Origin of the sequence: Pseudoflavonifractor capillosus (assembly GCF_016899775.1) — a bacterium.
GTDB lineage: Bacteria > Bacillota > Clostridia > Oscillospirales > Oscillospiraceae > Lawsonibacter.
Map to the genome: position 1 here is coordinate 1 of NZ_JACJJE010000017.1, position 21,106 is coordinate 21,106.

The window sequence follows — 21,106 nt, forward strand, 5'->3', positions numbered from 1 at the left end:
CTGCCTAATTGAGAGGGGCTCCTTGCTTCCCGCACTACATGGCAGCAGTCCGCGCTTGCCGCCAGGTTCCGGAGCCGTTGGAGCGAGATCGTCCGTTTTCCTTTGGCTTCATCCATGCGCAGCAGACCTTGAAAGGCGATCCGCTGGGTATCCGACATCTCTGAAAGCCGTGCCGCCAGGTCGTTTAGCTCCATCAGGCTGAGTGAATTGGCAGACAGATGGGGCTCCAGCTCCTCGCAGTCATAGTAGGCGTCAATCTCCAGAGAGAGGTCGTCACCATTCTGATGCCGCACTTTGTCCAGCGCGTCCAACAGCGCCCAGGGCCGGGCCGGCAGGTCCAACTCGGCATATAAAGTTTCCGCCGTGTCATTCGTCTTTCCCAGGCAGACTTGAAAAATCTTCTCACCCAAACTTCATTCCTCCCATCTGTTCTTCTTTCTGGATTTCTTCCTGCTTGGGCCCGAACCGCTCCTGCTCCGTCTGGATGCTCCAGTTGTCCGAATTCCACAGGTGAACATACAGTTCACCGCCATCGGTCTCGATTTCTCTCTGTTCAAAGCCCTCGCCCCAGCCATCTGACGCCTGGCCGCTGAGGTAGTCCTTCAAAGTGGTCAATTCTGTTTGGGAGAGTTCTCCCACCACCTGGCACTCTACCACGCACCAGAGTTTCCGATTCCGAACTTCCGCTGTAAACTCCGCAGATTTTACCTTATTATTTACGCTGTCCGGTTCGCTGTACCAACGCATAACGCCCCGTTCTTTTTCTTCCGGCATTCTATTCTTGACCAGGGCCCCCAAGACCATATTGGCATACGGAACCAGATCTCTGCTGTCTAGTTCTGTGCTGTCGTAGGACATATCTCCCCATTCATCACGCTCATATAGGTCCGCGGTCATCGGCATATAGAGCTTCAGCAGAGTGGGCTCCGGAGGCTGGACAGTAAACCGGTCCTCTCCGATCACCAGAGCCAGGCTGCAGCCGTTGTCCCAAGTGATTTGGAATTGACCGTCGTCGTCAATGCAGTCCAGGGTCCCCATGGTGCCGGGTGGAATGGGGCGCGGGCCGTTCCCCATCTCGGTGAGCTTAATGCGGCTGCCCTTTGGGTACTGCTCCCGCAGGAAATCCAACCATGCTTGATCTACTTTCATAAACTCATTCCCTCCATCGTAATGGTTTGCCTTTGACTCTGCCTTTGCTGTTCTTCCTCCAGAAAGGCCTCCGGCAGCTTAATTTCATATTTCTCACAAAATTCACACAAGGTGATCGGCTCCTTATAGAGCAGATACTTTCCCCTCGGCGTCCGAAATGGATCAGATGGACGTTTGAGTGAATAGGGGGAAATGATCGCGGCAATATATCCCTGTTCCGGATATTTGTCTACAATCCTTATACTTTTTACGTCTCTGTATAGGTGATAGTAGTGCCATTCCTTTGGAACAATGCTGGGCGGAATCATATCATAAGGCAGATGTATAATAGGTTTTTTAAACATCTCACCCTCCCAGAAAGGACCATTGATCAATTGATAAAACAGAGGATACTGGGTTGTCCCCGCCCACTCCTCGTTCATTTGTTCTGCCAGGCTCATCCATTGACGCACCTGTTCCCTGTTGCCACAGGATTCGGTCAGTTCCCGCATATGGATCCCGATCCCATAAAAGATCTGTTCTTTGGTTTCCGGGGCAATACCGGGGGCATTCCCGGTGCGTTTTGCTTGTTCGACCGCTTCATCAAAAGGCCCCATGTACTGGGTCAGAAATTCGTCCCACGGTATTTCTGTCTCACTGATCGGGTCGTAGCCCTCCCAGATCCAACACATATCGATCAGCAGCTCCCGCAGCGTGCCCACTGTATCATCCTGCCCCTTGGCTGCCAGAGAGGCGGCATAACTTGTAAGTCCAGATATAGTGTTTAACATTCGTTCAGAGTATTCCTGATACCTCAAATCGTTCGTTGTCCAAGAACTGGTTTGCACAGGTCCCTCCATTTTAGAGGTTTGTTTCAGTTCCTGGTGCAGTCTCTCAACTGCACCAGAGATCACGGGGTCATTTTGGAAACTGCTCAGATTGCGGTAATCCTCAAAGAACTGCTGTTCTCCATCCAGAGAACGAACCAGGTCTACCGTGGCAATTTCGTCCTTTGTAACGCCGATCCGTTTCTCCCTGCATTCGCTGTTCTGATAGGCTCGGACAGCCTCATCCAGTGTCAGGTTCTGACAGAGCTGCTCCTCCGGTGTGCCACAGTCAGTCATTACAAACCAGGAATAAGTGTGGGGCTTGCTGAGGTCCGCGGTATCTTCCAGTGCCTGACGTCCGGCCTCGGTCAATCCGTAGTTGCAGACGCGGCGTGGGTTTTCCTCGCCGGTGAAATCCAACAGGATGTCATCTACTGCCTTCCGCACCTGGGGATTATCTGTCAGGGTCTCAAAGCGGACACCAGTCGTGTCCCGATAGGGAAGTTCCTCTCGAATGGTCTGAAGATACTGCTGGGCATCCGTAAATATCTGCTGCTCGTTGCTGGCGTAGGTCACCTGACCCACCGGACAGTTTTTTTGAGCCATTTGTTGGCGCCGCAGGTCATAGCAGTACAGATACCCCTGATATTCAAAAGGACTGGGCGTGCATCGAAGGCAGAAACGATATTGTTCTGTTTCCCAAATATACCCGTAAGTCTGCCCATCCTCTGTGATGGCCCCGCCGTGTTTCTGGCAGTAGTTTTCCATAGAGGACAGACTTTCCAGCGGGCCGTTCTCCTGCATAGCTGCCAAAAACTCCCGCAGGAGCATCTTAAATTCCAGCGTATCGAATTGGTCATCATTGTGGGGATAGCATGTAGACCTTAACGGTAGAAAGCCGTGTCCGAAGTCCAGTCGGAGATGGCCCACTGTGCCTAGAGCCTCATCCTGCTCATCGTTGGAATAGAAAAGGCCCGCCTCCTCAATAGAAGCGGGCCGCAGGGCAAAGGAATATTCCTGATCCATCTTATTTTTCATCTTCGTCACCTCCAGTTCTGTGAACACAACCAATACCACAACTTGCGAGGAAAGTCTACTGCAAATCGTGGAGAAAATTCAGCTCATCTGCATCTCTATCTCTGGCTCTGGGGACTTTTCATTCAATTTTTTCACTCTGGTTCTCATGCAATCTTCCTCGCTGCCCCAGCAGAGAAATCCGTGGGCGGGATAGGGACACCCCTCACAGCGGGAGAACTGCCGGCACACTGGCTTTTGTTCCGGCTCTGGGGCATAGCCGGGTGCAGCCATGGCCCGCACCCGGCGTAGGATGGAGACCGCCTGCATCTGTTCCACTGCGGCAGCATGGGGCAGGCAGTGATACTCACTTTTTCTGATCATGCCTGGGTTCTCCTCTCAAAACGCAAAAAAGAGGCCGTATTCTGCGCTCGGCAAAATACGGCCCCTTGGGGTTCAGCGTTGGATTTATAAATTCATTTGCAGTTCCTGATTCTGTGCTTGCTCCAATCGGCTCTGGAGATCCGGGACGGTGTATTCGATTTTCGTCCTGGCATCCTGGAGTGCTCTCACCTGCTTCTCATCCGGTTCAGGACCTTCCTCAAGCAGAAAGTCCGTGGCCCGGTATAGTTCTGCCAGCTGCTCCGGTGAGAAGAGCTGCGCCCTGGAAATTAGGCCGGACCGGACAGCGAAATCCTGTTTGGCTGCCTGATAATTTCCTTCGTAGTAGTGGCCGTGGCTGATACCCTGCCGGTTATAGTCCCAAATCCATGTGACGAATTGGTATCCCCGACTGTTTTCCCGTTCCCGCCCGGCCAGCACCGCACCGCCGAAGTCTGCCAGCAGGCGGAAGTCCTCGTTCAGTCTACTGACGTGTAGGAGAGGAGCTCTCTGAAGCACCTTCACATATTCATAGACCTCGTCTGCCACCGCAGCTACCCGGTGGTACAGCTCACTGGCCTCCTCACTTTTGCTTCCGGCAGGCAATAAGAAAACATCGCTTGTCGTGGAAACATAAAGGACCGGCTGGCCGTGGAGCAGGACCTCCAGCTTCTGTTTGTCGGCAAGGGAAGTTTCGGTTCCTTCTTCCCGCAGGCGGCGAGACAGCTCCTTGAAATATTCTCGTTCCATATTTGATTGACCTCCTTCTGGGCTGGTGCCCTTTTTGATTGATTAGATAGCAAAAAAGCCCTGGTCTGATGGTTCTGCAAAACCAACAAACCAGGGCCAGTTTTTTTGTGTAACTTTTTTCTCTGGATTGCGCCCTTTTTGAACGTTAAAAAGGGCGCTGAGGAACTGATCCCCAGAATTTTTCGGGAAAACCCTGAAAAGTTTGGGTTCAAACCCACCCGACAGCGGATTACCCCTGAAAATATCTATGAAACAAACCACAGATTTTGAGAAACAAAAAAAGCCGCTACCCCTTGATACTCTAGGCGTTCGGCCTAAAATATCTAGATTGTAGCGACTTTATGGAGGTGCCACCCAGATTTGAACTGGGGAGTGGAGCTTTTGCAGAGCTCTGCCTTACCACTTGGCTATGGCACCGAATGGAGCAAAGCTGCTCCAAAAAATGGAGCGAGTGACGAGGCTCGAACTCGCTACCTCCACCTTGGCAAGGTGGCGCTCTACCAGATGAGCTACACTCGCATGTTGCCTGGAAGGGGGGTGCCCTTCCAGGGCTTTGTTTGGTTGGTGCCTCCGGTCGGAATCGAACCAACGACACGAGGATTTTCAGTCCTCTGCTCTACCAACTGAGCTACAGAGGCAAATCTTTCTTTTTGAAAGACTGCAAGCAGGAAAACCAATCTAAAGTTTTCTTTGCTTACTTTCTTTTTCAAAAGAAAGTAAGTGGCGACTCGGAAGGGGCCTTTGCCTCATCCTTCGGATGGCGCATCAGGCAACTCCAGTCAGGAGAAATAAGTGGCGACTCGGAAGGGACTTGAACCCTCGACCTCCGGCGTGACAGGCCGGCGTTCTAACCAACTGAACTACCGAGCCAGGTAGTTAGGGGGTGGTGGGAACAACAGGGCTCGAACCTGTGACCCCATGCTTGTAAGGCATGTGCTCTACCAGCTGAGCTATGCTCCCTTGTCCGTGGCTTTCAGTGGGGCGCCGCTCTCGCGACGGCTTAGTTAGTATACTAAATCTTCGGCCGCTTGTCAACAGGAAAATCAAATTTTTTTGGAATTATTTTTTTGGAAGTTTTTACCGGAAAAAACCGGCCTTCTTCCTCCAGAAAAAGGAACTCCAGAATGAATTTCACTTGACTGGTTTTTGAAAGAGTGACATAATGAAACGGAACCAAACGGCCATCCGGTCCGGATGACAGCAGGCTCCCCCTCTGGCAGGCAGCCGGGCAAGGTGTGGTTGGATTAGGAGGTACAAGCATATGGAGAACAAGGTAAAGCGGATCGGTGTTCTGACCAGCGGCGGCGACGCCCCGGGCATGAACGCCGCAGTACGCGCGGTGGTCCGCACCGCACTGACCCAGGGGATCGAGTGCGTGGGCATCCGCCGGGGCTGGAACGGTCTGATCAACAGTGATTTCGTCCGGATGGACTCCGCCAGCGTCAGCCATATCATTGACAAGGGCGGCACCATCCTCTATACGGCCCGGAGCAAAGAGTTTATGACCGAGGAGGGCCGCGACCAGGCCCTGGCCACCTGTAAGCTGCTGGGGCTGGACGGAATCGTCGCCATCGGCGGCGACGGCACCTTCCGGGGCGCCCTGGCTCTCTCCCGACAGGCCGCCGCAGCCGGTTCCTCCCTGAGCGTGGTGGGCATCCCCGCCACCATTGACAACGACATCGGCTGCTCCCACTACACCATTGGCTTTGACACCGCCTGCAACACCGCCATCGAGTGCATCGACAAGCTGCGTGACACCATGCAGTCCCACGAGCGCTGCTCCGTGGTAGAGGTCATGGGCCGCCACGCCGGCTACCTGGCCCTGTATGTGGGCATCGCCGTAGGCGCCACCGCTGTGCTCATCCCCGAGCGTGAGGTGGACTTTGAGAACGACGTGGTTGAGAAGATCCGCCGGGCCCGGCTGGCGGGCACCACCCACTATATGGTAGTGGTGGCCGAGGGCGCGGGCAGCGCCATCGACATTGGCAAGCGCATCCACGCCGAGGTGGGCATCGATCCCCGTGTCACCGTGCTGGGCCACATCCAGCGCGGCGGCTCCCCCACCGCCCGGGACCGGGAGACCGCCAGCCGCATGGGCTATGAGGCGGTCCTGTCTCTGGTGGAGGACCGGGGCAACCGGATCATCGCCATCCGGGACGGCCACACGCTGGATCTGGACATGGAGGAGGCCCTGGCCATGACCAAGACCTTCCAGATGGACCGCTACCAGGTGCTGGAGGCCCTGACCAACAACGGAGGTCCCCGCATCCTGTGAGACTCCGCCCGCTGGTCCCAGCCCTCTGAACCGCCGCTGTGCGCTATTCTGAACAAGGAGGCCGATCCCATGATCCCGTTTCTGCGAGAACCTACCCGGGTGTACGCCCTGGACGGCAGCGGCCGTCTGGTGGCGGAGATCACCTTTCCGGAGACCGCTCCGGGTGTGTATACCATCGACCACACCTTTGTAGACAGCTCCCTGCGGGGACAGGGCGTGGCAGACCGGCTGGTGCGCGCCGCACTGGAACAGATCCAGGCCAACGGCGGGACTGCCGCCGCCACCTGTTCCTACGCAGCCGCCTGGCTGGACAAGCACCCCCAGTAATTCTAAGATGGCCGCCCCGGAAGGGGCGGCCATCTTTTATTTGCTTCCGATGATGGCAAAAAGATGGCAGGCACTTTCGTGCCTGCCATCTTTTTATGTTCACTGCTTGCTCTTGATGTACGCGTCGATGGACTTGGCGGCGGACTTGCCCGCCCCCATGGCCAGGATAACGGTGGCCGCTCCGGTGGCGGCGTCGCCGCCGGCAAACACGCCGGGCAGGTTGGTGTGTCCGCCCTCGTCGGCGGCCACACATCCCTTCCGGGTCTTCTCCAGGCCCTCGGTGCCCTTGGTGCTCATGGGGTTGGGGGAGGTGCCCAGGGCCATGATCACCGCGTCCACCTCGAACTGGAACTCGCTGCCCTCCACAGGGACGGGACGGCGGCGGCCGGAGGCGTCGGGCTCGCCCAGCTCCATGCGGATGCAGGTCATGGACTGGACATGCCCCTTCTCGTCCCCCTCAATGGACACGGGGTTGGTGAGCAGGTCGAAGATAATGCCCTCCTCCTTGGCGTGGTGGACCTCCTCCGCCCGGGCGGGGAGCTCGGCCTCGGAGCGGCGGTAGACGATGTGGACCTCGGCCCCCAGGCGCTTGGCGCACCGGGCGGCGTCCATGGCCACGTTGCCGCCGCCCACCACGGCCACCTTCTGGTTGTGGAGGATGGGGGTGGGGCTCCCCTCCTTATAGGCCTTCATCAGGTTGATGCGGGTGAGGTATTCGTTGGCGGAGTAGACGCCCACCAGTCCCTCGCCGGGGATCTTCATAAACATGGGCAGGCCGGCGCCGGAGGCGATGAACACCGCCTCATAGCCCCGCTCAAAGAGCTCGGGGATGGTCAGGATCTTGCCGATGACCATGTTCAGCTCGATGTCCACTCCCATCTTCTCCAGGTTGGCCACCTCCCGGGCCACGATGGCCTTGGGGAGACGGAACTCGGGGATGCCGTAGGTGAGCACGCCGCCGGCGGTGTGGAAGGCCTCGAACACGGTGACGTCATAGCCCATGCGGGCCAACTCCCCGGCGCAGGTGAGGCCGGCGGGGCCGGAGCCGATGATGGCCACTTTATGGCCGTTCTTGGGGGCGGTGGCCACGTTGGCGATCCCCTGCTCGGCGGCCCAGTCGGCCACAAAGCGCTCCACCCGGCCGATGGCCACGGGCTCGCCCTTCACGCCCCGGACGCACTTGCCTTCGCACTGGTTCTCCTGGGGGCACACCCGGCCGGAGATGGCGGGCAGGGCGTTGGCGTTGGACAAAATCTCATAGGCGGCGGCGATGTCCCCCTCAGCCACCTTGGCCAGGAAGTCGGGGATGGGGATGCCCACCGGGCAGCCGCTGACGCAGGCAGGGTTCTTGCAGTGGATGCACCGCTGGGCCTCGTTCATAGCCTGCTCCAGGGTGTAGCCCTGGGCCACCTCCAGGAAGTTGTGATTGCGGACCTGAGGGTCCTGCTCGGGCATGGGGGTCTTATTCATCTGCATATTAGCCATTGAGGGCACCTCCTCCCAGACGGCAGAGGTGGTCCTCTCTCGCCTTGGTCTCAAAATCTCTGTACGTAGCGTTCCGGGCGATCACCTCGTCGAAGTCCACCTGGTGGCCGTCGAAATCGGGGCCGTCCACGCAGGCGAACTTCACCTCGCCGCCCACGGTGAGGCGGCAGCCGCCGCACATGCCGGTGCCGTCGATCATAATGGGGTTCATGCTCACGGTGGTGGGGATCTCGTACTGCTTGGTCAGCTTGCAGGCAAACTTCATCATCATCAGGGGACCGATGGCGAACACGTGGTCGAACTTCACCCCGCTCTGGATGAGTTCCTCCAGCTTGCCGGTGACGAAGCCGTGATAGCCGTAGGTGCCGTCGTCGGTGCAGATGTGCAGGTCGGTGCAGGCCTGCCCCATCTCCTCCTCCAGGATCACGATATCCTTGGTCTTAAAGCCGCCGATCAGGTCCACCTGATTGCCGGCCTCGTGCAGGGCCTTGGCCACCGGCAGGGCGATGGCGCAGCCCAGGCCGCCGCCCAGGACGGCTACACGGCCGTAGCCCTCCACATGGGTGGGCTCCCCCAGAGGGCCCACAAAGTCGTGAAGACAATCCCCCTCCTGAAGCTGGTCCAGAGCCATGGTGGTGGCCCCCACCTTCTGGAAGATGACGGTGATGGTCCCGTTTTCCGTGTCGGCGCTGGAGATGGTCAGCGGAATGCGCTCTCCATCCGCGTCCACCCGCAGAATGATAAACTGACCCGCCTTGGCCTTGGCGGCCACCAGCGGCGCATGGACGGAGATCTGGCTGATCTCCGGCGTCAGCACCTTCTTGTGCACAATTTGATACTGCTGTTTCACGCTTTCTCCTCCTTATAAGTCCAATCAGACATCCCACAGGGCCCGGAATATCGGTTTCCAGCCTCCTGCGGTCCCCCTCCGTCCTTCTCGCTATATCGAAGCGCGGCAGGCCGCGCAGGGATAACTATTTGAAAAATCTTCTCCGGCGGTATCCGCCGTACCGCCCGCTGCGCTTCCGGCGCACCAGGGCCCGCACCAGCAGCACCACCACCGCGATCAGCACCGCCGCCAGCAGCAGGACACCGATGGTGAGCAGGCTGGGGCTCTTGATGAGCTCGATGGGGTTCCAGCTGCTGCTCACGTCTTTACGCCCGTCGGGCCAGGCGTAGGATGTGGGGATGCCGCCGCTCCCAAAGCTCTGGAGATAGGCCGCCAGGGCGTACCACTCCTTCAGTTCGTGCCCGGAGGAATCGTACAGGATATAGTCCTCCAGGTTGGTCACCGGCTGGCCGTTCTCATCCTTCGGCACAATGGAGAGCAGTCCGAAGGAGCGATCCCGCACTGTACTGAGCATCTGGCCGCAGTATAGACTGGTCACCACCCGGTACAGCTTTCCGCTCTCCGGAGACTGCCCCGTCTGGGAAAGGGACGCCTCCGTCACCTTATTAAAAAACATCCGGTGGGTGTTGAAGGAGTAGTCCACCCCGGACAGGTAGAGCTGGGCCTCCGGCATCAGGGTGGACACGGTGGCGTCAACCTCCAGCACCGCCCGCAGCTCCTTGCCCGTGAGGTAGCAGGAGATCAGCGGAGACCCGGCGGTCCCGTCGGCCCCGGCCCCCACATTCAGCACATCAAAGACCTGGGCCGTGGTGACATTTCCCCGGGGCAGCGGAGCCCGCAGCACCCCGTCCGCCGTGAGGGCGATCAGGGGCTCTCCCTCCGGCAGCCCGGCAATGGTCCGGGCCGCCCAGGCAAAGGAGTCCGCCGTCAGCTCTCCCAAGCCGTTTCCATCCTGAACCCCCGCCTGGGGCAGTGGGAGGAAAAAGTCGCTCCGGGTCAGCACCTGGTCATAGGAGAGGCCATAGGAGCCCAGATAGCCGATGTCCACCTGCTCCTTCCAGTCCCGGGCCAGAGCGGAAATCTCCGGGTCCTCCCCCGCCGTCCCGTCAATGGGGATCAGGCGGTACTCCTCCAGGGTCTTCTCCCCCGCCCCATTCCAGGACAGGGTGATGCTCCCCAGGTTTTCACAGTTGGACCCGGCAGAGACAATGTAGGTGTCCCCCACCACAATGGGTTCCGGCAGGGTGGTGTGGGTATGTCCCGAAACGATCAGGTCGATCTCCGGCACCGCCCGGGCCAGGTCCTCATCCTCCGAGGCGGAGGTCTGGCTGGTGCCGCTGTGGGACAGGCAGATGATAAACTCCGCCCCCTGCTCCTCCAGCCGGCTCACACAGCGCTGGGCCGCCTGGGCCGGGTCCTCCAGCACAAAGCTGGAAGTGGGCGCGCTGGCGTGGGCGTCCTGACCCATCAGCCCAAAAATGCCGTAGGTCACGCCCCCCCGCTCTAAAAGCAGGTACTCCTGCACCCCATATGCGGCCATGGCGCGCTGGAGGTCCAGGCGGTTCGGGTCGTCCTCCGCCGGGCGGTAGTTGGCCATGACCAGGGCGGGCAGGGCGCCGCCCCCTCTCCCCGCGGCGGTGAGCATCTCGCCGAAGCCCAGCGGTCCGTTGTCAAACTCATGGTTGCCCGCTGTCACCGCGTCATAGCCCATGGCCCCCAGGGTAACCAGCTCCGGGGCGCGGGTGGTGGACAGGGTCTGGACCAGGGAGCCGGAGGAGAAGTCCCCGGCGTCCACCGTCAGGGCGTCCGGATGCTCTGCCCGCTCCTCCGTCAGGGCGGCGGCCAGACGGGCAAAACCGCCCCGCTCCTCTCCGCCCTCCTGGACCCTTGGGAAAAAGCAGGAGTGGAGATCATGGGTAAAGAGCACCGTGGCTTCCCCGGCCGACTGTCCTTCCGCCGCCCAAATATTCAGCGGCAGCAGGCCCAACAAAAGTACGGCCGTCAGCAGAATCCTGAAAAAATGGTCTCTGTATCTCATGCCGCCCCTCCTTGCTCCGACGGTTCTTTGGTTCCAGGGTTTATTTTGCCACAAATCCTGCAAATGCGCAAGAGGCGATTGCCGGACGGACCAAAATACTTTCAAAATACCGGCGCGGGAGGCGGTTTTCTCCGCCCCCCGCGCCCAAAATTCACAGCTCCTTGCGGATCTGCCGCAGAGCGTTTTTCTCCAGGCGGGACACCTGGGCCTGGGAGATGCCGATCTCCTCCGACACCTCCATCTGGGTCTTGCTCTGGTAGAAGCGCATGGCCAGGATCTTCTGCTCCCGCTCCGTCAGGTGGGAGACCGCCTCTCTCAAAGCGATATGCTCCAGCCACATCTCGTCGGTGTTCTTGCTGTCCTTCACCTGGTCCATGACACACACCGTGTCCCCGCTGTCGGAGTAGATGGGCTCATACAGAGAGACCGGGTCCAAGATGGCGTCCAGGGCGAACACCACGTCCTCCCGCTTGATGCCCAGGATCTGGGCGATCTCCTCCACCGTAGGTTCCTTTTGATGCTTAGCCATATAGGCCTCTTTGGCCTGGAGCACCTTATAGGCGGTGTCCCGCATGGCCCGGGACACCCGGATGGTGCTGTTGTCCCGCAGGTAGCGGCGGATCTCCCCCACGATCATGGGGACCCCGTAGGTGGAGAAGCGCACGTCCAGGTCGGTGTTGAAGTTGTCAATGGCTTTGATAAGGCCGATGCATCCCACCTGAAACAGGTCGTCCACATTCTCTCCCCGGTTGGAAAACTTGTGGATCACCGACAGCACCAGGCGCAGATTTCCCTGGATCAGCTCCTCCCGGGCCTGCTTGTCCCCCGCCTTTGAGCGGCGGAGCAGCTCCTGGGTCTCCTCATTTTTCAGCACCTTCAGCTTCGCGGTGTTCACGCCGCACAGCTCCACCTTGTTCTGCATGACAAAAACCTCCCGCCCAGGTGATACCGATAGTTTCAGTATCTCCTGGGCGGGTGGTTTCATACTGTTCCAAGGCTTGCAATATTTTTTAACGTCAGACGGACTTCGATTGCTTTTTCACAGCGGCTGCAAGAACGGCGCTTTCCCGGCGTCCCGACGGCCGGCGTTATGCTTTACACAGTCAATGCAGCTCCTTTTCTTTGTTCCCTAATCAGACGTGAATGCCATAGAGCAGGATGAACAGCAGCGCAAAGGCCATCCCCAGGCCGGTGAGAATCAGCCCGAACGCCAAAGACTGCACAAAGCCTCCTCCCCGGCGGGGGGCGTCCTCATAGCGGGCAAAGTGCTCGTCGTCCGCCGCCTGCTCCACCGAGGGCTGGGGGGCGTAGCGGCCGCCGGTCAGCCTCCGGACCGCCCCCTCCCAGCACTCCCTCCCGTCCTGGTGAATCCGTCCGATCCACCGGGGCAGGGCCTGGAACAGCAGCCGGGGCAGCAGCCGGTCCACCAGAGTGGCCAGCACCACCGCCGTCTTGGCCAGCAGGTCCAGAAGCGGGCGGTACAGCCCGTACTCCAGATTCAGTCCCGGCGGGATGGGGTCGAAATAGCGTTTTTTCCAGACCAGCAGCAGCCGCACCACCAGCACATAGACGATGATGCCGATGGCCAGGGAGATCCCCGCCCCCTCCAGATTCACCGGGGAGAAGTAGTCCACCGGGTGGTCCGGGGCGTGGCCGTGGAGAAAGCCGCGGGTCATGGCGGCAACCGCGTCCATGGTCACGTTGGGCTCCGATCCCAGACGGACCATCACCAGCAGGTAGCAGGCGACAGCGCCCAGGGAGGCGGGGGCGATATAGTGCTCCCCCCTCCGCCACCACTTTCTATCCAGCACCTCCTGGGGCAGGGGGCTCTTCTCCACGAACAGACAGACAAACAGCTTGAGCATATAGGCCAGGGTCAGTCCGCCGCTGAACAGGAACAGCCCCTCCAGGGCGGAGAACAGCAGATCGTACTCCCCCGCCAGGGGGATGTACTCCACAATGCTCTCGTGGAGGAGGGTCTTGCTCACATAGCCGTTGAGGGCGGGCACTCCCGCCAGACTGAGCATGGGCAGCCCCATGAGCAGGGCCAGCATGGGCTTTCCCCGGCCATAGCCCCGGATCTCGTTGAGATCAAAGGAGTGGGTGGACAGGTGGATGATCCCCGCCAGGGGAAAGAGCACCATTTTAATGAGGGAGTGGTTCAGAATGTGCAGGATGGTTCCGTCCACCGCCAGGGCATTGTGCTCCCCCAGCAGGCACATCATGGCCGTCCCCACCAGAATAAAGCCGATTTGGGAGATGGAGGAGCAGGCCAAGGTGCGCTTCAGGTCGACGGAGCACACCGCCAGCACCGCCCCCAGCACCATGGTCACCGCCCCAATGGCGGCCAGCAGCAGCCCCCAGGCTCCGTCGTACAGGAAGATGGTGGTGGACAGCACCAGAATGCCGTATACTCCCGTCTTGATGATGATGCCGGAGAGCACCGCCGAGGCTGGGGCGGGGGCCGCCGGGTGGGCGGTGGGCAGCCAGATGTGCAGGGGGAAGGCCCCCGCCTTGGCCCCGAACCCCACCAGCACCAGCAGGGAGCCCGCCCACAGCAGCGTCCGGTCCTCCACCGCCGCCGCGGCCGCCCCCATCTGGTCCAGGTCCAGGGTGCCCAGCTGTCCGTAGAGGAGAAACAACCCGGCCAGCGCTGCCAAACCGCCGATCACCGCCACCGCCAGATAGGTCTCCCCCGCCTTCAGGGCCTGGTACTCCTCGGTCTGAATCACCAGGACAAAGGAGGTGAAGGACATGACCTCAAAAAATACAAAGGCGGTGAACAGGTCCGCCGACAGAAACACCCCCATGGTGGCCCCCAGGGTGAGCATCCAGAAGAAGTAGAATCGGTTCCGCTTGCGGACATGGACCATATACTCCCGGCAGAACACCGAGGCGGCCAGCCACCCCGCCGCCGTGAGCATGGCCATCAGGGTGTGAAAGCTCCCCGCCTGAAAGCGGATGCCCAGGGCGCAGAAGCCCTCCACCGACACCGAGGCCTGAGACAGTTCCGGATTGGTCCAGATAGACAGGACCAGCAGCAGCTCCATAGCTGTGGCCGACAGGACAAACATATCCCGGGCCTTCTCCTGCCAGCGGCCCAGCAGAAAGGCGAACAGGCCGGCCAGCATGGGGAAAAACACAGGGAACAGCAGAAATCGGGTCACTCTCTCCCCTCCTTTCCGGTTGATTTTCGCTTATACGCCCAACAGCAGAGAAACGGTGCGCTCCAGAACGCCCGCCCCCAGCCCCAGGACCACCGACCCCACAGACAGCACGGTCAGGGGGACGGTCATCCGCCAGCCGGGGTCCTGCCGGGCCCGCTTGGGCACCCGGACGGTGAGCTGCCGGTTCTGCCGGGGGAAGAAGGCCAGCAAAACGATCTCCATGAGGTACAGGGCGGTGAGCAGGGCGGACACGATGAGGGCCGCCGCCCCCAGATAGCCGATCCACTCCCCCATACCCACCGCCGCCGTGGCCAGCAGCCACTTGCTGGCAAAGCCCGCCAGGGGCGGCACCCCCATGAGTCCCAGGGAGGCTGTGGCAAAGGTGCCGAACACCACCGGCATGAGCACGCCGCAGCCCTCCACGTCGGGCACAAAGTCCCGGTGGAGCTTGTAGTGGACCGCGCCCACCCCGAAGAACAGGGTGATCTTCAGCACCGCGTGGACCACCATGTGAACCATGCCGGCAATGAGCCCCGCCGTGGTGAGGGTGGCGATCCCCAGGAGGATGTAGGACAGGTTGCTGACGGTGGACCAGGCCAGACGGCGCTTCAGGTGTTTGGTGCGCAGGGCCTTGGAGGAGGCGTAGACGATGGTGAACATGGCCACCCCCATGGCCAGACACTGGCACCAGCTTCCCCGGAGCAGGTCGGGGCCGAAGCCGTACCAGGTGATCCGGGCCACCGCGAACACCCCCGCCTTCACCACCGCCACCGCGTGGAGCAGGGCGGTCACCGGAGTGGGGGCCACCGAGGCCCGCAGCAGCCACTTGTGGCCAGGGAACACCGCCGCCTTGACGCCGAAGCCGAAGAAGCCCAGAATATAGGCCAGCCGCAAGGTATTTTCCTTGCTGGCCGTCACCGTCACGCTGCCTCCAAACTGGAAGAACCAGGCCCCGTGTTCGATCATCAGCACCATGGCAATGAAGCCCAGGGCGGCCCCGCACATGGAGTAGGTCAGATACACCCGCCCGGCATACCGGGCCTTGCCGTCCATGTGGTGCATCACCAGTGGCAGGGTGGCCAGGGTGAGCAGCTCATAAAAGAGGTACATAGTCAGCACGTTGGCGGAGAAGGCGATGCCCAGGGTCACACCAAAGCTGATGAGGTAAAAGACAAAGAAGCGGTTCTCGCTCCCCTCCCGGCTCATGTACTCCACCGCGTACAGGCTGGCCAGGGGCCACAGCACCGACACCAGGGCGGCAAAGATACAGGACAGGCCGTCCACCTGGAAGGCGATGGTCAGCTTCTCCCCCATGGACAGGAGCACCAGAGGTTCCTCCCCCCGGAGGGTGAACACCGCCGCCAGGGCGCACACCGCCGTCAGGCAGGCAGACCCCACCACAAAATTCTGCCGGGCCGTCCGGTCCTTGGGCCGCCAAGCGGCCAGGGCTCCCCCCGCCAGCATGGGCAGGGCGATGGCCAACAGCATCCACATGGGCTGATTTCCTCCTCTCCGGTGGATTTTTATTGGGCAGACCGCTGGTCAACCCTGGAACATGGGGCCCACGATCCCCTCCATCAGCGGGTCCAGCACCCCGGGGAACATCCCCAACAGCACCACCGCCGCCGTCAGCAGACACAGGGTGATCCACATGAGCCAGGTGTTCTGCTGGCGGACCACCGACTGCTGGTCAAAGTCTTTTCCCGGGAAAAATGCCCGGACCACGATGGGCAGCAGGTACCCCGCCGTCAGCAGGGCGGATACCATCAGCACGCCGATGCCCCAGAAGGCCATGGGACCGGTCTCCGCCGCCAGGGCCCCCTCCGCCAAAAACCACTTGCTCACAAAGCCGCCGGTGGGCGGGATGCCCACCAGGGACAGGGAGGCCAGGGTGAAGCACCACATGGTGATGCTGTACGGGCCGCCGATGCCCCGCAGCTGGGACACCTGGGTCAGGTGGGTCTGATAGATGATGGCGCCGGTGGCCATGAACAGGGCGTTCTTGGCGATGGCGTGGAACACCGCCTGATAGATGGCCCCCTCCAGGGCCAGGGGATGGAAGAGCATCAGCCCGAAGATCACATAGGACACCTGGCTCACCGTGGAGTAGGCCAGCCGTTTTTTCAGGGTATCCTCCCGCAGGGCCAGGGAGGAGCCCATGAACACCGTAATGAGGGAGAGCACCAGCACGGCGGTCTGGGCCCAGGAGCCGTCCAGGAAGGACCAGCCGAACAGGTAGTACACCACCCGGATCAGGGCCAGCACCCCCATCTTGGTGATGAGGCCGGACAGCACCGCCGAGGCGGGAGCGGGTGCCACCGGGTGGGCGATGGGCAGCCAGGCGTGGAGGGGGAACATCCCCGCCTTACATCCAAAGCCGATAGCCATGACAAAAAACACCGCCAGCAGCAGCTCCCGGTCCTCCCCCGCCCGGAGGGCGTCCAGCACCCCCCCGGGGGTAAACAGGTCGGTGGTGCAGTAGCCCTGGAGGACAAACAGCCCCAGCAAACCCAGCCCGGCTCCGGCCACCGAGAAGCCCAGATATCGGTAGGCCGCGTCCAGGGCCTTCCGGGTGCCGATGTGGAGCACCAGGGGGACGGAGAGCAGGGTCATCATCTCATAAAATAAGTACAGGGTGACCAGATTGCCCGCGAAGCACACCCCCATCATGGCCCCCAGGGTCATCAGGTAGAAGCCGAAGAATCGCTCCCGGTGGCCCTCGTGGTTCATGTACTCAAAGGCGAACACCGCCACCGCCAGCCAGACGGCGCAGATGAGCAGGGAGAACAGCCGCCCCAGGGCGTCCGCCTGGAGCACCAGGCGCACGCCCCCCGCCAGCGTCAGAATCTGGGCGGGCTCCGCTGCCCGCGCCCCCAGGACAGCCACCAGCGCCAGCTGGACAGCCAGGAGGAGAAAGATGACCCGGCGGCGGGTCTTTAACGTATGGATGCCCAGCACCCCCAGCCCGCCTAACAGCGGGAACAGGATGGGCAGCAGCAGCCAGCTTCCCGGCATCTTCTCACCTCCTCACAGTGCAATTTGCCGTTACGTTCAAAACAGGGCGATTCCCTGCTGGAGCAGCTCCCAGACCGGGCCGAAGGCGGTCCCCAGGAACACGTTGCCCGCCAGCAGGACCACCAGGGTCCCCTTCCCCGGCTTGTCGCTCCAGTCCCACACCAGGGGCTGCTCCTCCCCCGCCCGCTTCCGGCCCCAGATGGCCAGGATGGCGGGGATGTAGTACATGGCGTTGAGCACGGAGCTGGCCGCCAGCCCGAACAGGGCGGGGAAGGTCTGCCAGTCGGCCTCCAGGGCGGCCCCGGCGATGCAGTATTTGGCGGAAAAGCCCGCCAGCAGGGGCAGGCCGCACAGGGAGAGCCCTCCCACGGTAAAGGCCAGCCCCCCCAGAGGGGCCAGCCGGGCCGCACCCCGCAGCTCCCCCCAGTAGTGGCCGCCGGAGGCCCGGATCATCTCCCCAGCCCCCAGGAAAATCATGGACTTGGTCATGGCGTGGGCCAGAATCTGATAGCAGGCGGCGATCAGCCCCTCCGTGCTCCCCAGCCCTAAGGCCAGGAAGATGTAGGAGATCTGGGCGGAGGAGGAGTAGGCGATCATCCGCTTGACCTCCTCCTGCCGCAGGGCAGCCACCGAGGCGAACAGCATTCCCGCCAGTCCCAACAAAAACAGCAGGTCGTCCATGCAGATGCTCACCAGCAGGGCCGGGCTGAACACCCGCAGGACCAGCTTTAAAATAATCACCAGATAGCCCTTGAGCACCAGGCCGGACAGAATGGCGCTGGAGGCGGTGAAGGTGCTGGCGTGGGCGTCAGGCAGCCAGGCGTGGAAGGGGAACTGGGCGCTCTTGATGGACAGGCCCAGGGTCATCAGCAGAGCGGAGACCACCAGAGGGATGAAGTAGGTCCGGCTCTCCGCCAGGGCGGCCACCGCACCCTCCAGGCTGTCAAAGAGCAGGTGCCCGGTGATGCTGTACAAGATAGAGATTCCCAGCAGAATAAGTCCGGACCCCAGACAGCTGAACATCAGGTACCGGATGGCTGAGAGGATGGAGCGGCCGCTCTCCCGGGCGGCCACGGCGATGCAGGCGGTCACCGCCGCGATCTCTACAAAGACGTAGGCGGTAAACAGATCGTCGGTGTACACCATGGCCAGCAGCGCCCCGTACAGCAGCTGCATGAGCAGGCAGTACCACCCCAGCTGGTCGGAGCGCAGAGACTCCTTCAATTCCTGGGCCCCACCGGTGAGGGAGAGCACCATCACCAGGCTGAAGGTCAGGGCCAGCGCCGCCTCCAGGGGGCCGGCCCGGAGCATATTTCCCCATGGGGCGGGAAAGTGGCCCATCTGAAAGGTGAAGCTCTCCCCGGCCAGGCTCAGCTCCGCCAGAAGATAGGCCGAAGCCGCCGCCGCGGCCAGCTGCACCCCCCGGACCAGATCCAGGGCGCGGCTCCCGCTGCGGAGCAGGGGGACCAGGATGGCGCTGACCATGGCCAGAAGAATGCTGAGAAACGGGATATTATAGGACAAGGACAACGGCTTTTCCCCCCTCTCCTTGCAACAGGTCTCAGTGACCGCTCTTTTCCTCGCCCTCCCGGGCCAGCATGAGGATCACGTCCAGATTCAAACTGTGGTACTTCCGGTACAGGCGGTGGGTGAGGGCCAGAAACAGGGCCGTGGTGCTCACCGCCACCACGATGCCCGTGAGCACCAGCCCGCCGGGCACCGGGTTAATGTAGGCCTCCGCCGCCGATCCCGGCTCCACCATGGGGGCCTTCCCCCCGTCCACATAGCCCATGGCCGCCAGGAACAGGAAGACCGCCGTATCCATCAGGTTCATGCCGATAATCTTTTTGATGAGATTGGGGTGCAGGAACAGGGTGACGAAGCCGATGCTGAACAGCACCACCGCCGCCACGTAGTACCGCTGCTGCAGCAGCGTCTCTATCATTCCGTCTCCTCCTCTCCCGACAAAAACAGGGTATAAAAGGTGTACATGGTACAGGCTACGATGATCCCCACGCAGATGTTCAGGGGCAGGATCAACCCGCCGCTGAGCAGCTCCCCCGGCGTCCCCTTGGGTACGTCCCAGCCCACATGGTTACCCCCGGTGAAGAAGGAGTACCCCTTCATCACCCCATAGGCCAGCAGGCAGACCGCCGTCAGAACCGTGGTCCGGCGGCTGGGCAGCAGCTGCTCCATCCGCTCCTCCCCCAGCACCAGGGAGGCCAGGATCAATCCGGCCCCCAGCACCGCGCCCCCGGAGAAGCCTCCCCCGGGGCTCAGGTGTCCGTTGAGCACCACATAGATTCCAAAGAGGAGGATCACCGGCAGCAGGGACCGCCCCAGCAGGCTGGTGAGCTGGTCGGGCCCCCGGAAGGTGCGCAGATGCCGTCTGGGGCTGTTCAGCAGCAGAATGGTGCTGGAGGCCGCGGCAAAGAGCACCGCCGACTCCCCGAAGGTGTCGAAGGCCCGGTAGTCCAGAATCATTCCGGTGACCGCGTTCACCGCCCCGGTCTCCTCCGCCCCCCGCTCCAGGTAGCGCTCCGACACCTCATTGAGGGCGGGGGCGGACGGGTCGCCGAAGGCGGGCAGCTCCAGGGCCACCACCAGAAAGACCGCCGCCAGCACCAGCGTCACCGCCGCGCTGAGGGCCCAGTACAGTTTGATCTGCTTTTTCAGCCGGCCGGGGCGGTGTCTGAGGGGCTCCTGCCCCGTCAGATCCGGCGGGACCGGGTCCGGGCTGTGGGGCGCCGGGGCGGTGTCCGGGATCAGCCCCTTGGCCCTCCGTTCCTTCCAGCGCATGAGGCGGTAGGCCCCGAAGTCCATCTCCCCGTGGGCATCCATGTACTCCAGATACTCCTGGAACTCCTGCCGGGCCGGGTCCTCGGGCCCCTCGGGGCCGTCGGCCTCCTCCCCGCCGGCCCAGCGGAGAAAGCGCTCATACAAGCTCTCTCTGGTGGGATCAGTCTTCATCCCGCTCCATCCCCTTCAATCCGTTGATCTTCCGCAGGGTGAGGAAAAACAGCAGGGTGGTCACCCCGGCCCCCACCGCCGCCTCGGTCACCGCCAGGTCGGGGGACTCCAGCAGAAACCACAATAGGGACATCACCGCCGAATAGGCCATAAAAATGATCACCGACGACACCAGCCGCCTGCACAGGATGGCGGCGACGGCGCAGAAGATCAAAAAGGCCAGCAGCAGCACCTCCAGCAAAACCGTCACAGCTCCTGTTCCCCCTCTCCCGGCAGCTGGTCCGGGTCCAGCTCCAGCCCGGTCAGCACCTCCATGCGGGCAATCAGGTGGGCGGCCACCGGGTTTACCGTCCACAAAATCACCGCCGCCAGAATCAGCTTGGCGGAGTGGACCGTGAACCCGCACAGCACCAGCAGTCCCGCCGTAATCAGAAACAGCCCCAGGGTGTCGGCCAGGGCGCTGGCCTGGAGCAGGTCCAGGGTCCGCCGGAAGCGGAACAGCCCCACGGCGGCGATCACCACCACCAGCACGCCCAGCGACAGCAGAAGCACTCCAATTCCTGTCCGCAGCGTCACGACTTCTTCCCCCTTCTCCTCTCCCGGTGGCGGCGCACCGAGATGCGGCTGAGCACCGCCACCGCCAGCAGATTCAGCAGTCCGTACAGGATGGCCACGTCCACCAGATAGGACGCGCCCAGCACATAGGACAGGATGCACACCATCAGTACCACCACGGTGCAGATCAAATTGAGGGCCGCCAGCCGGTCGGTGTATCGGGGGCCCCGCACCGCCCGGATCAGGCAGAGAAGCATCACCGCCGTGAGGATGCACAGCAGCACAATCAGCACGTCCCGCAGGACCGGCGTACATTCCGCCATC

19 protein-coding genes, 5 tRNA genes and 1 pseudogene are annotated in these 21,106 nt (G+C 61.6%); 2 read left to right on the forward strand and 23 right to left on the reverse strand.

Features of this window, described 5'->3' with window-relative positions:
• From H6B31_RS07095 to H6B31_RS07140, 10 genes and pseudogenes are all read right to left on the reverse strand, one after another.
• Positions 1-410: pseudogene (locus tag H6B31_RS07095) on the reverse strand (antirestriction protein ArdA); the annotation flags it as partial.
• Entirely contained in the window at positions 403-1,149 is a 747-nt protein-coding gene (locus H6B31_RS07100; RefSeq protein ID WP_204897921.1) for a DUF4314 domain-containing protein, read from the reverse strand. The pseudogene H6B31_RS07095 and the gene H6B31_RS07100, both read right to left, overlap by 8 nt.
• Positions 1,146-2,993, reverse strand: a complete 1,848-nt coding sequence (locus H6B31_RS07105) for a hypothetical protein (protein WP_204897922.1) — start codon at positions 2,991-2,993, stop codon at positions 1,146-1,148. The genes H6B31_RS07100 and H6B31_RS07105 overlap by 4 nt, the downstream gene beginning before the upstream one ends.
• A gap of 78 nt (positions 2,994-3,071) precedes the next feature.
• A complete protein-coding gene (locus H6B31_RS07110; protein ID WP_204897923.1) occupies positions 3,072-3,353 on the reverse strand; it encodes a hypothetical protein in 282 nt (93 codons plus the stop codon).
• 84 nt (positions 3,354-3,437) lie between these two features.
• On the reverse strand, positions 3,438-4,100 hold the full coding sequence (locus H6B31_RS07115; protein ID WP_204897924.1) for a hypothetical protein: 663 nt from the start codon (positions 4,098-4,100) through the stop codon (positions 3,438-3,440).
• A gap of 342 nt (positions 4,101-4,442) precedes the next feature.
• A tRNA-Cys gene (locus H6B31_RS07120) sits at positions 4,443-4,517 on the reverse strand.
• A 26-nt stretch (positions 4,518-4,543) separates the two neighbouring features.
• Positions 4,544-4,619, reverse strand: a tRNA-Gly gene (locus H6B31_RS07125).
• 43 nt (positions 4,620-4,662) lie between these two features.
• A tRNA-Phe gene (locus tag H6B31_RS07130) sits at positions 4,663-4,738 on the reverse strand.
• A gap of 155 nt (positions 4,739-4,893) precedes the next feature.
• Positions 4,894-4,970 (reverse strand) — tRNA-Asp (locus tag H6B31_RS07135).
• Positions 4,971-4,984: 14 nt separating this feature from the next.
• Positions 4,985-5,060 (reverse strand) — tRNA-Val (locus H6B31_RS07140).
• 301 nt (positions 5,061-5,361) lie between these two features.
• On the opposite strand from H6B31_RS07140, the gene H6B31_RS07145 reads away from it, so the two are divergent.
• Both H6B31_RS07145 and H6B31_RS07150 read left to right on the forward strand, forming a co-directional pair.
• Positions 5,362-6,375, forward strand: coding sequence for an ATP-dependent 6-phosphofructokinase (locus H6B31_RS07145; protein ID WP_204897925.1), 1,014 nt, complete (start codon positions 5,362-5,364; stop codon positions 6,373-6,375).
• 69 nt (positions 6,376-6,444) lie between these two features.
• Complete coding sequence (locus tag H6B31_RS07150; RefSeq protein ID WP_204897926.1) at positions 6,445-6,702, forward strand: GNAT family N-acetyltransferase; 258 nt, start codon at positions 6,445-6,447, stop codon at positions 6,700-6,702.
• 99 nt (positions 6,703-6,801) lie between these two features.
• On the opposite strand, the gene gltA is transcribed toward H6B31_RS07150, so the two are convergent.
• The 13 genes from gltA to H6B31_RS07215 all read right to left on the reverse strand — a co-directional run bounded on the left by gltA (position 6,802) and on the right by H6B31_RS07215 (position 21,105).
• The gene (gene gltA, locus H6B31_RS07155; protein WP_204897927.1) at positions 6,802-8,187 is read right to left on the reverse strand and encodes an NADPH-dependent glutamate synthase; all 1,386 of its coding nucleotides are present in this window, start codon (positions 8,185-8,187) and stop codon (positions 6,802-6,804) included.
• Positions 8,180-9,037, reverse strand: a complete 858-nt coding sequence (locus tag H6B31_RS07160; protein WP_204897928.1) for a sulfide/dihydroorotate dehydrogenase-like FAD/NAD-binding protein — start codon at positions 9,035-9,037, stop codon at positions 8,180-8,182. The genes gltA and H6B31_RS07160 overlap by 8 nt, the downstream gene beginning before the upstream one ends.
• A gap of 124 nt (positions 9,038-9,161) precedes the next feature.
• Positions 9,162-11,075, reverse strand: coding sequence for a bifunctional metallophosphatase/5'-nucleotidase (locus H6B31_RS07165; protein ID WP_204897929.1), 1,914 nt, complete (start codon positions 11,073-11,075; stop codon positions 9,162-9,164).
• Between the two features lie 151 nt (positions 11,076-11,226).
• Entirely contained in the window at positions 11,227-11,997 is a 771-nt protein-coding gene (gene sigG, locus H6B31_RS07170; protein WP_204897930.1) for an RNA polymerase sporulation sigma factor SigG, read from the reverse strand.
• A 211-nt stretch (positions 11,998-12,208) separates the two neighbouring features.
• Positions 12,209-14,242 (reverse strand): proton-conducting transporter transmembrane domain-containing protein, encoded by a 2,034-nt coding sequence (locus H6B31_RS07175; RefSeq protein ID WP_204897931.1) that lies wholly within the window; start codon positions 14,240-14,242, stop codon positions 12,209-12,211.
• A 30-nt stretch (positions 14,243-14,272) separates the two neighbouring features.
• Complete coding sequence (locus tag H6B31_RS07180) at positions 14,273-15,736, reverse strand: complex I subunit 5 family protein (protein WP_204897932.1); 1,464 nt, start codon at positions 15,734-15,736, stop codon at positions 14,273-14,275.
• Between the two features lie 48 nt (positions 15,737-15,784).
• Positions 15,785-17,257, reverse strand: a complete 1,473-nt coding sequence (locus tag H6B31_RS07185) for a complex I subunit 5 family protein (RefSeq protein ID WP_204897933.1) — start codon at positions 17,255-17,257, stop codon at positions 15,785-15,787.
• A gap of 36 nt (positions 17,258-17,293) precedes the next feature.
• Positions 17,294-18,781, reverse strand: a complete 1,488-nt coding sequence (locus H6B31_RS07190) for a complex I subunit 5 family protein (RefSeq protein ID WP_204897934.1) — start codon at positions 18,779-18,781, stop codon at positions 17,294-17,296.
• A gap of 37 nt (positions 18,782-18,818) precedes the next feature.
• Positions 18,819-19,202 carry a sodium:proton antiporter gene (locus tag H6B31_RS07195; RefSeq protein WP_204897935.1) on the reverse strand — a complete coding sequence of 128 codons (384 nt, stop codon included), beginning with the start codon at positions 19,200-19,202 and terminating at the stop codon, positions 18,819-18,821.
• Positions 19,199-20,227, reverse strand: coding sequence for a hydrogen gas-evolving membrane-bound hydrogenase subunit E (mbhE, locus tag H6B31_RS07200; protein ID WP_204897936.1), 1,029 nt, complete (start codon positions 20,225-20,227; stop codon positions 19,199-19,201). Before mbhE ends, H6B31_RS07195 begins: the two co-directional genes overlap by 4 nt.
• Positions 20,217-20,477, reverse strand: a complete 261-nt coding sequence (locus tag H6B31_RS07205; protein ID WP_087287086.1) for a hydrogenase subunit MbhD domain-containing protein — start codon at positions 20,475-20,477, stop codon at positions 20,217-20,219. Before H6B31_RS07205 ends, mbhE begins: the two co-directional genes overlap by 11 nt.
• Positions 20,474-20,803: a monovalent cation/H(+) antiporter subunit G gene (locus H6B31_RS07210; RefSeq protein ID WP_204897937.1), complete on the reverse strand. Its 330-nt coding sequence runs from the start codon at positions 20,801-20,803 to the stop codon at positions 20,474-20,476. The genes H6B31_RS07205 and H6B31_RS07210 overlap by 4 nt, the downstream gene beginning before the upstream one ends.
• Positions 20,800-21,105, reverse strand: coding sequence for an MrpF/PhaF family protein (locus tag H6B31_RS07215; protein WP_087287092.1), 306 nt, complete (start codon positions 21,103-21,105; stop codon positions 20,800-20,802). Before H6B31_RS07215 ends, H6B31_RS07210 begins: the two co-directional genes overlap by 4 nt.
• Between the last annotated feature and the right edge of the window lies 1 nt (position 21,106).